10 protein-coding genes are annotated in these 10,336 nt (G+C 36.5%); all 10 read right to left on the reverse strand.

Translation table 11 applies throughout. The features are described from left to right. Nucleotide 1: 1 nt before the first annotated feature. The 10 genes from purH to purE are packed head-to-tail and all read right to left on the reverse strand — an operon-like array spanning nt 2 to nt 9,997. Nucleotides 2–1,543 carry a bifunctional phosphoribosylaminoimidazolecarboxamide formyltransferase/IMP cyclohydrolase gene (gene purH, locus LKACC16343_RS13290; RefSeq protein ID WP_056950496.1) on the reverse strand — a complete coding sequence of 514 codons (1,542 nt, stop codon included), beginning with the start codon at nt 1,541–1,543 and terminating at the stop codon, nt 2–4. Further along, on the reverse strand, nt 1,543–2,124 hold the full coding sequence (gene purN, locus LKACC16343_RS13295) for a phosphoribosylglycinamide formyltransferase (RefSeq protein WP_056950499.1): 582 nt from the start codon (nt 2,122–2,124) through the stop codon (nt 1,543–1,545). Before purN ends, purH begins: the two co-directional genes overlap by 1 nt. Next, complete coding sequence (gene purM / locus LKACC16343_RS13300; protein WP_056950502.1) at nt 2,121–3,140, reverse strand: phosphoribosylformylglycinamidine cyclo-ligase; 1,020 nt, start codon at nt 3,138–3,140, stop codon at nt 2,121–2,123. The genes purN and purM overlap by 4 nt, the downstream gene beginning before the upstream one ends. Before the next feature lie 10 nt (nt 3,141–3,150). After that, the gene (gene purF, locus LKACC16343_RS13305; protein ID WP_056950504.1) at nt 3,151–4,557 is read right to left on the reverse strand and encodes an amidophosphoribosyltransferase; all 1,407 of its coding nucleotides are present in this window, start codon (nt 4,555–4,557) and stop codon (nt 3,151–3,153) included. Beyond that, the gene (gene purL, locus LKACC16343_RS13310) at nt 4,542–6,752 is read right to left on the reverse strand and encodes a phosphoribosylformylglycinamidine synthase subunit PurL (RefSeq protein WP_056950507.1); all 2,211 of its coding nucleotides are present in this window, start codon (nt 6,750–6,752) and stop codon (nt 4,542–4,544) included. Before purL ends, purF begins: the two co-directional genes overlap by 16 nt. Beyond that, on the reverse strand, nt 6,752–7,423 hold the full coding sequence (gene purQ, locus LKACC16343_RS13315) for a phosphoribosylformylglycinamidine synthase subunit PurQ (protein WP_056950510.1): 672 nt from the start codon (nt 7,421–7,423) through the stop codon (nt 6,752–6,754). Before purQ ends, purL begins: the two co-directional genes overlap by 1 nt. Continuing rightward, nucleotides 7,423–7,671 carry a phosphoribosylformylglycinamidine synthase subunit PurS gene (gene purS, locus LKACC16343_RS13320; RefSeq protein WP_056950513.1) on the reverse strand — a complete coding sequence of 83 codons (249 nt, stop codon included), beginning with the start codon at nt 7,669–7,671 and terminating at the stop codon, nt 7,423–7,425. The genes purQ and purS overlap by 1 nt, the downstream gene beginning before the upstream one ends. Before the next feature lie 6 nt (nt 7,672–7,677). Next, entirely contained in the window at nt 7,678–8,385 is a 708-nt protein-coding gene (purC, locus tag LKACC16343_RS13325) for a phosphoribosylaminoimidazolesuccinocarboxamide synthase (protein ID WP_056950516.1), read from the reverse strand. 3 nt (nt 8,386–8,388) lie between these two features. Beyond that, on the reverse strand, nt 8,389–9,519 hold the full coding sequence (purK, locus tag LKACC16343_RS13330) for a 5-(carboxyamino)imidazole ribonucleotide synthase (protein ID WP_056950519.1): 1,131 nt from the start codon (nt 9,517–9,519) through the stop codon (nt 8,389–8,391). After that, complete coding sequence (purE, locus tag LKACC16343_RS13335) at nt 9,512–9,997, reverse strand: 5-(carboxyamino)imidazole ribonucleotide mutase (RefSeq protein WP_056950523.1); 486 nt, start codon at nt 9,995–9,997, stop codon at nt 9,512–9,514. The genes purK and purE overlap by 8 nt, the downstream gene beginning before the upstream one ends. Between the last annotated feature and the right edge of the window lie 339 nt (nt 9,998–10,336).

The following is a 10,336-nucleotide window of genomic DNA, read 5'->3' on the forward strand; positions in this document are numbered from 1 at the left end:
TCTAGTGTTTGAAGTGTCTTCTACCAGTGAAGACCATGGCAATACCATATTTATCAGCCATATCGATTGAATCCTGATCTTTAATTGAACCACCTGGTTGGATAATAGCTGTAATGCCGTGTTCAGCAGCATAATTTACACAGTCATCCATTGGGAAAAAGGCATCAGAAGCCATAATTAATGGTTTGTGTTCCTCAGCTTGTTCTTCTTGTTCAATCGAAATCTTCACTGAACCAATACGATTCATTTGTCCAGCACCAATACCAAGAGTCTTATCAGTTGTTGAAATAACAATCGCATTACTCTTAACATGCTTAACAACTTGTTGACCAAATAGTAAGGCCTTCATCTCTTCAGGAGTTGGGGCTTTTTTAGTTACAACTTGGAATTCATCTAAGTTATCAACTGTGGTATCTCTTTCTTGAACTAGAAGACCACCCATAACAGAAACATATTCATATTTATCAGCAGCTTGAGACTTAGTAAAGTCCAAAGTCATTAAACGAATATTTTTCTTAGATTCTAGGATTTCCAAAGCTTCAGGTGTAAAACTTGGAGCAATAACAATTTCCAAGAAAATCTTATGCATTTCTTCGGCGATTTCTTTAGTTACCTCACGATTAACTGCAACAATTCCACCAAAGATTGACATTGTATCGGCTGTATAAGCCTTACGCCATGCTTGATAAATTGATTCATCATCCACACCAACACCACAAGGATTCATGTGTTTCAATGCAGCTACACAAGGTTTGTCAAAATCAGCGACAATTCTTAAAGCAGCATCAGCATCCTTAATATTATTGAAGGAAAGTTCCTTACCATGTAATTGTTTGGCTGAAGCAATCGAATATTCACTAGGCATAGCACTTTGATAAAAAGCGGCCTTTTGATGTGAATTTTCACCATATCTTAATTCTTGGTGGAAATCATAACCTAATACTTCTACATCAGGGAATTCTTCACCATTAAGATCTGATAAGTAATGAGCAATAATACTGTCGTATTCAGCAGTATGCCTAAATGCTTTGGCGGCTAAGCTTTGTCTTAGAGCTAGATTGTCTTCATCATTTTTAATACTTGCTAGAACCTTTTCATAGTCGTTAGCATCAATAACAACGTAAACACTCTTGAAATTCTTCGAAGCTGAACGAATCATTGATGGACCCCCGATATCGATTTGTTCAATAGCCTGGGCCGGTGTAACACCATCTTTAGAAATTGTTTCCTTAAATGGATAAAGATTTACACAAACTAGATCAATCATTTGAATATTCAATTTTTCTAAAGTCTTCATGTGTTCAGGGTTATCACGTTTAGCCAAAAGACCTGCATGAACCATTGGATGAAGTGTTTTTACACGTCCATCAAGAATTTCGGGAAATTTAGTTACCTCGTCAATTTCAGTAACTTTTACGCCATTTTCTTGTAACTTCTTGTATGTACCACCAGTAGAAATAATTTCAAAATCATTTTCAATTAATCCTTTAGCAAACTCAACAACTCCGGTTTTGTCAGAAACACTAATCAAAGCTCTTTTCATTATTTACTTACCCCATTATTTTTTATTAATAAATCTCGTACTACTGTACGGTACATTTGATGTTCAGTCTGATGAATTCGACTTTCTAAACTAGCTTCAGTATCATTCTTTAATCGCACAACTTTCATTTGCTTAATGATAGGACCGGTGTCGACCCCTTCATCAATATAATGAATTGTTACACCTGTTACAGGTTCATTAGCCGCATAGGCTCGTTCAATTGCTTCTAATCCAGAATATTTTGGTAATAATGATGGATGAATATTAATAATACGATTAGGATACGCACCCAATAAGACTGGTGTGACCACACGCATGTATCCTGCTAAAAGAATGTATTCAATCTTTAGTGGCGCTAACTTATCAATAATCGTTTGCTCATATTCACCGCGATTAGCATAATCAGATAATTGATTTACAAACACAGGAATATGATATTTTTCAGCTCGTTTGATTACATGAGCATTTGGTTGATCACAAACCAATAATTCAATTTCTAAGCCTAGATTTCTTAATTCATCTGATCCAGCAATGGCTTCAAAATTACTCCCATTGCCTGAGGCAAAGATGGCTACTTTCATAGCTTATCTCCTTTCAAAATCAGATTAGCTGAATCCTTTTTAATAACTTCACCAATTGTATAGGCTAATGTTTCGTGTCGATTCAATTGTTCTAGAACTTCCATTTCATTCTCGGAATCAACTGCTAAAACCATCCCTAGACCCATATTGAAAATATGATACATATCGATAGTTTTTAATTTGCCATATTTCTGTAAAGCTTGAAAAATTGGTAATTCTGGCCAAATATCGACATTGATTTCGGCAGCCAAATCTTCAGGTAACATCCGAGGAACATTTTCAAAGAATCCTCCACCTGTAATATGAGCGGCACCATTGATAAATTTTTGAGCTAACAATGGTACTAATTCATGAGAATAAATCTTAGTTGGCATTAGTAAAACTTCACCTAAAGACTGTCCTGCAAGTTCAGGTAAATTTGTATTCAAGTCAAAATCATTTTCTCGGAAGAAAATTTTTCTAACTAAAGAATAACCATTGGAGTGTATCCCACTTGAAGTGATTCCAATTAGAACATCGCCTTCTTTGACATTCTCTTTACGTAAAAGTTCATCTTTTTCACAGATACCCACTGCAAACCCAGCAATGTCATAATCACTCGCGTCATATACTCCAGGCATTTCAGCCGTCTCGCCACCAATTAGAGCTGCGTCAGCTATTTGGCATCCATTAATAACACCTTTTAAAATCTCTTCAACTTTTTGATCAACTTTGCCTGTTGAAATGTAATCTAAGAAATATTGCGGAATAGCACCTTGAGCCAAAATATCGTTGACACACATGGCAACACAATCGATTCCAATCGTATCCCACTTTTTAAACTCATTAGTCAGTAAAAGTTTGGTCCCGACACCATCATCACTTGAGACCAATACTGGTTGTTTAAACCCAGCTGGAATTTCGTAGATGCCACCGAAATTGCCTATACTTTTGCTTTTAGTCTTCTGTTTTACAAATTGAGAAATCTTATAACCAGATTCCACGTTCACACCAGCATCTTGATAGGGATTTGACATAAAATTCTCCTTATTTTTTAGATTCGTAATCGTATAAGTAGGTTGGATAATCACCATTGAAATACGACATATCTAAACCTGAATATGGTGCATCAGCGTTTAATCCAATGGCATCAATCAATCCATCTTCACTCAAGAAACGCAATGAATCAGAACCGAAAATTTGGTTCATTTCTTCAATGCTCTTATGAGCTGCAATTAATTCACTTTTTTCTTGAATATCAATTCCATAGAAACATGGATGCATGAATCTTGGTGAAGCAATTCGTAAATGAACTTCCGTTGCACCCGCATCCCTTAACAACTGCACAATATAAGCACAGGTTGTTCCACGAACAATTGAATCATCTACTAAAATGACGCGGCGACCTTTAACAACACCTTTAACAGCAGCCAATTTTTGACGAACACTTTTCTCACGCAATTCTTGTGTAGGTTGAATGAATTCTCGACCCATATATTGATTCTTGATCAAGCCCATTTCATAAGGTAAACCACTGGCCTCGGCGTAACCACTAGCGGCTGATAAAGATGAATTAGGAACACCAACTACGATATCGCCTGGTGCAGGATACTCTTGAGCTAAATTGGCCCCCATACGTTTTCTAGCCGAATGAACATTAATTCCAAGAATATCGGAATCAGGACGAGCAAAGTAGACAAATTCCATTGAACAGATGGCTAATTGTGTTTTAGTTGTCCAATGATCGATTTTCATTCCTTCGTCAGAAATTGTAATCAGTTCACCTGGTTGCACGTCACGAACAAAAGTTGCTCCAACTGCATCTAGAGCACAGGTTTCACTGGCAACTACGTATCCACCATCTTCCAACTTTCCAATTGATAGCGGACGGAAGCCATGAGAATCTAGGGCCAATATCAAGGCATCCTTAGTTAAAAGTAGATAAGCAAAGCCACCTTGAATTTTGTTCAATGCTTCAACCATACGATCACGGAAGGTTTCTTGTGTTGATTGCTTGATCAAATGTACCAACACTTCTGAATCAGAACTTGATTTAAAAATGTGACCTTGGCGTTCTAATTCTTTTTTCAAAGTAATCGCATTAGTTAAGTTACCGTTGTGAGCTAACGCTAATTGACTATCAGTGAAATCAAAAAGTAGTGGTTGAACATTCTCAATCTTATTTTCACCAGCAGTAGAGTAACGCACATGTCCGATAGCCGACTCGCCGACTAAGTTGTTTAAATATTCTGGTTTGGAAAAAACTTGTGTCAACAATCCTAAATTACGATAAGTACGCAATTTTTTACCATCATTGGCGACAATTCCTGCACCTTCTTGACCACGGTGTTGCAAACTGTGGAGTCCTAAATAAGTTAGGTAATTAGCATTCTTAGCTCCCCAAACACCAAAAACACCACATTCTTCGTTTAAACTTTTTACTTCATCAAGCACGCAATCGCCTCTTTCCAGTTATTCAATGCTTTCTTTCCATCGATTGAAACTGTTTCATCTTTAGTTGTGACTTTGAAAATAGAATCTGCTGTAACTTGACCTAAACAATGGAAATCTCGTAAAACTAGATTTTCAAAATTAGTTTTATCTTCTGGTTTAACAGTTACTAAGAAACGTGATTGTGTTTCTGAGAACATTTGAGCAGAAGTTAAATTAGTTTCAATTTCAAAACCTAATTGTCTGTCAAAAGCTGCTTCTGACAAGGCTACTGCTAAACCACCTTCACTCAAATCATGACAACTGGCAACTAGCCCTTGATTAATAGCTTGACGTACTAAATCTTGATGAAGTTTTTCTTCATTCAGATCCAATGGTCGTAAGCCACCTTTTATAATTCCAGTTTGTTGCAATTGGATCTCTGAACCATTGAAATCATCAAATGTATTACCAAGTAAATAAATCAGGTCTCCAGCTTTTTTAAAGGAAGCTGTAGTAACTTTTTTCATATCATCAATCAAACCAACCATCCCGATCATAGGACTAGGATAAATTGCTTCATCGTTGTATTCGTTATAGAGTGACACATTACCAGAAATTACTGGCGTATTGATTTTTTCACAGGCACTGGCAATTCCTTCTACACTCTTATCTAATTCCCAGAAAACTTCAGGATTCTCAGGATTACCATAATTCAAGCAGTCAGTCACACCAATAGGTTCTCCACCACTTGCAACAATATTACGTGCAGCTTCCATAACTGTGATTTGTCCACCAACATATGGATCTAAATAAACATATTTAGAATTACTATCGTTGGTCATCGCGATAGCCTTTTTTGTACCTCTGATACGAGTTACCCCTGCATCACTACCGGGTTGAACCAATGTATCTGCTTTAACTTGTGAATCATAAGTTTGATAGAAATGTTTTTTACTAGCAATATTAGGTTGCTTCAAAAGCCTTTGCCATGTATCTGTTAGCGAATCAATTTCTGGCACAAAGTGATAATCACGATACTCTGCAATACGTGCCGGTTCAACTTCTGGACGATCATACTCAGGTACATCCTCAGTCAAACTACGAACAGGAATATCAGTTACTAGCTCATCATGATGATAAATTTTATATTGTTTGTCCTCAGTTACTTCACCAATCACGACAGCATCTAATTCAAAGTTCTTAAAGAAGGCTAGAACGTTATCCTTAAATTGTGGTTTCACACAGAGAACCATTCGTTCTTGTGATTCAGACAACATCATTTCATAAGCTGACATTTCTGTTTCACGTTGTGGAACATTGTCTAAATTCAAAATCAAACCACTATCGGCTTTAGAAGCCATCTCTGCGGTAGATGATACTAATCCAGCAGCACCCATATCTTGAATTCCCAGAATCCAATTAGGATGTTTTTCAATAATTTCAACACAAGCATCCATCAATAACTTTTCAATAAAAGGATTTCCCACTTGAACCGCTGAACGCTGTTTATTTTTAGTATCCGTGAATTCATCTGAAGCAAATGTTGCACCATGAATCCCATCACGACCGGTTTTAGCACCAACATAAACAATCAAATTACCCTTACCACTAGCTGTACCATGTTTAAAATCAGTCTTATTCAATAGACCAACACACATAGCGTTAACTAAAGGATTATTTTCGTAACAATCTTCAAAAGATATTTCGCCACCAACAGTTGGTAACCCAATGCAGTTTCCGTAACCACCAATACCGGCCACTACTTCATTGACTAAATGTTTAGTTTGACCATTCTTTAATGGACCAAATTTCAAACTGTTCAACAACGCAAAAGGCTGAGCTCCCATTGAAAAAATATCTCTGATGATACCTCCAACACCAGTAGCCGCCCCCTGATAAGGTTCAACCGCTGACGGATGATTGTGACTTTCGGCCTTGAAAACAACCGCCTGACCATCGCCGATATCCAAAATACCAGCATCCTCACCTGGACCAGCCAACACGCGGTCACTCTTGTTAGGCATCTTTCGTAAAACTTTTTTGGAATTCTTATAAGAACAGTGTTCACTCCACATAACTGAATACAATCCAGTTTCTGTGTAATTAGGAAGTCGATTCAAAATCTTTTCACAGATCAATTCGTATTCTGAATCACTCAATCCCCATTGTCGATATAACTTTGAATCCTGAATTTGCTTAGCAGTAGGTTCAGTCATTAATTATTCACCCTTACTTGATTGATTATTGATTGGAATAGCTTAAGCCCATCAGAAGAACCTACGATATCTTCCAAAGCACGTTCCGGATGAGGCATCATCCCTAAAACATTTCCTTGTCGATTCATCACACCGGCAATTTGATCAACACTTCCATTAATATTTTCGTCATAGCGGAAAACAATTTGATTATTAGCCTTTAATTCCATTAAAGTTTGATCATCACAGTAATATCTACCTTCGCCGTGTGCAACTGGTATACGAATCTTTTCGTTTTTAGCATACTGATTGGTAAACATTGTTTGGTCATTCATCACTTGCAACGTAACCGTCTCGCAGATAAAACGACTCTTTTCATTCTGAATTAGAGCACCAGGCAACAAATGTAATTCAGTTAAAATTTGGAATCCATTGCAGATACCTAAAACGAATTTTCCTTCATTGGCAAAACGAACAATTTCACTAATTATTGGAGCGTGGACAGCAATTGCGCCACTTCTCAAGTAATCGCCATAAGAAAAACCGCCTGGAATTAAAACACCATCAAATCCTTCTAAACTAGTTTTGCGATAATCAACTAGTTCTACGTCTTCTTTAATACCTTCTTTAATGGCATAGTACAGATCCATATCACAATTGGAACCCGGAAAATTAACAACGGCAAACTTCATTATTCAGCCTCCAAGATCTCATAGCGATATGTTTCGATATTAGGGTTAGTTAATAAATTGTCACAAATCGCATCAATATCCTTTTCTAATTCAGGATAATCCTCAAAATTCAATTCGAAATACTTTCCCATATGGACAGCGGATACCTTGTCATAATCCATAGTTTGAATAGCAGATTTAATCGCCTCACCTTGGGCATCTAGAACAGAGGGTTTGAGTGTTACGTAAACTTTAACTAATTTCATCATTTGCTCCTATCGTGTTGTCAATCTTTCTAAAACTGAGTGGTACGTCTTAACCAAATCACCTTCATGCTTACGGAAAACATCTTTATCCATTGAATGATGACTTGTTTTATCCCAGAGACGACAGTTATCTGGTGAAAATTCATCTACTAAAATAATTTCGTTATTAACTTTTCCAAATTCCAATTTGAAATCAACTAAATCAAAATCACTTTGGGCAAAAAACGGAATCAACAATTGATTGATTTCTAGTGTCATTTGTTTAATCGTGGCTATTTCTTCTTTGTCCGCAATATGCAATGCATGAATCTGTGATTCATTGATAAAAGGATCATCTAAGGCATCACTCTTGTAATAGAATTCGATGATTGGTTCTCTCAATTCCAAACCATCTTCAAGATGGAACTTACGTACAAAACTACCTGAACCGATATTTCTTAAAACTACCTCTAACGGAAATACTTCACTCTTTTGAACTAATTGTTCATGATCTGATAAGTTTTCAATTAAATGAGTTTTAACACCATTTTTGATCAAATAATCAAATATCAAAGTAGAGATGCGGCAATTTAGTACACCTTTACCAGGTAATACTTCTTTCTTTTTACCGTTAAAGGCTGTGGCTTGATCCTTATAGACCATCAAGAGTTCATTCTCTTTATTTGTTTTATAAACGTTCTTAGCTTTACCTTCATAAAGTAAATTATCTTCAGTCATGATTTACACATCCCAAATCGAATTTTTTTCAATTGAATTCTTTGTTTCTCGCAAATCATCACTCAAAATCGTAATGTGACCCATTTTGCGATTGTTCTTACTCTCGGCTTTACCATAATCATGGAAATACCATTCAACATGTTTTGATAAAGCTTCCTTAGCTGGTTGTAAATGCTGTCCTAACAGGTTAACCATGACCGCCGGTTGTAAAAGTCGAACTTTGGGCATGGCCAAATTGCAAACTCCGCGGATATGAGCATCGAATTGAGAAATATTACACGACTCAATTGTCAGATGTCCTGAATTATGTGGACGTGGAGCAATTTCATTAACAAAGACTTCATCAGTGGTAGAAATAAAGAATTCAATGCACATAGTACCGACTAACTCTAAATTTTGAGCTAATTTTTCACCAATTTGATAAATTTCATTTTCAGTCTCTGTACTAATCAATGCTGGACAACTACTTAAGTGCAAAATATTATGACGATGAATATTTTCAATAACTGGGAAAATAGAAGTTTGTTGAGAACTATTACCTGAAACAATAATTGAAACTTCCTTTTTCAAAGCTATTTTCTTTTCAACGATACAAGTCCCATGCATCAATAATTCTTCAATATCGGCGTAACAAACATTTTCAGGATCTTCGACCAGAATTTGCCCTTTACCGTCATAGCCACCACGAGTCGTCTTTACAATTACTGGAGCCCCTAATTTTTCAACGGCACGATGATATTCAAAAATGTTATTGATAACAACATGTGGAACTGCTGAAAACCCATTTTCTTCGATAAAATTCTTTTCAGAAACGCGATCTTGAGTAATCGTCAATGCCTTAGTGCCTTGAGGCACTTCTGTATATTTCTTCACTTCATTGATCGTTTCAGCGTCAACATTCTCAAACTCATAAGTCAAAACATCACAACGTTTGGCCAATTCAATCAATTGAGCTAAGTCGTCATACTCAGCAACAATCTGATCATCAGAAACCTGTGCCGCCGGGCAATTGGGTGTGGGATCAAGAATAATAACTTTATAACCCATTTCTTTTGCTGAAAAAGACATCATCTGTCCAAGTTGACCACCACCGATAATACCGATAGTTGCACCTGGTAAAATTGTTTTAGTCAAGATCTTTCCCACTTTCTAATGATTTGTCATGCATGGCTTTAGTGTAGCCATCCAAAGAAAGTTCATAATCATGATTTTCTAAGGCGCAAATCTTTGTTGCCATGATAGCTGCGTTCTTAGCCCCAGCTTCGCCAATAGAAACTGTTGCTACCGGAACACCTGCTGGCATTTGGACAATTGACAATAAAGAATCCATCCCTTTTAAGTATCTGGATGGTACTGGAACACCGATAACTGGCAAGCTAGTTGATGAAGCAATCATTCCTGGCAAGTGAGCAGCGCCCCCCGCACCTGCTACTATCACTTTAAAATCATTGGAACGTGCCGATTTTGCAAAATCCAGCATCTCTTGAGGAGTTCTATGTGCTGAGATCACTTTGACTTCATAACTGACCTGCAACTCTTTCAAAGCATCGATTGTGTTTTGCATAACTTGCAAATCCGAAACTGATCCCATAACTACTGCTACATCACTCATTGGTTTTCCACCTTTCTGTCTTTGGTAACCAAATTCTATCAAGTTATGAAAATTCTTTCAATACAAAACACGTATTTAATTCATTTATTTTTGTTTATTATTCGTATTTACCGTTTTCATTTAGATTATTTTAGATATTATTAATATCATAGTTCGTAAATAATGAACATTTGATTTTTTAGATAAAAAATAGGCGATACACATATTAAAATGGCTCTTTGTCAAATCGTATTGATGAATAGTTTTTGTATAGAAGGCAACCTCATGTAGGTTGTCTTTTTTTATGCGCAAATGAGTCTTATTCTCTTAAGAAAATGGTCAAGATTTCTGAAGCCATAA

It is taken from the genome of Companilactobacillus bobalius (genome assembly GCF_002179915.1).
GTDB lineage: Bacteria > Bacillota > Bacilli > Lactobacillales > Lactobacillaceae > Companilactobacillus > Companilactobacillus bobalius.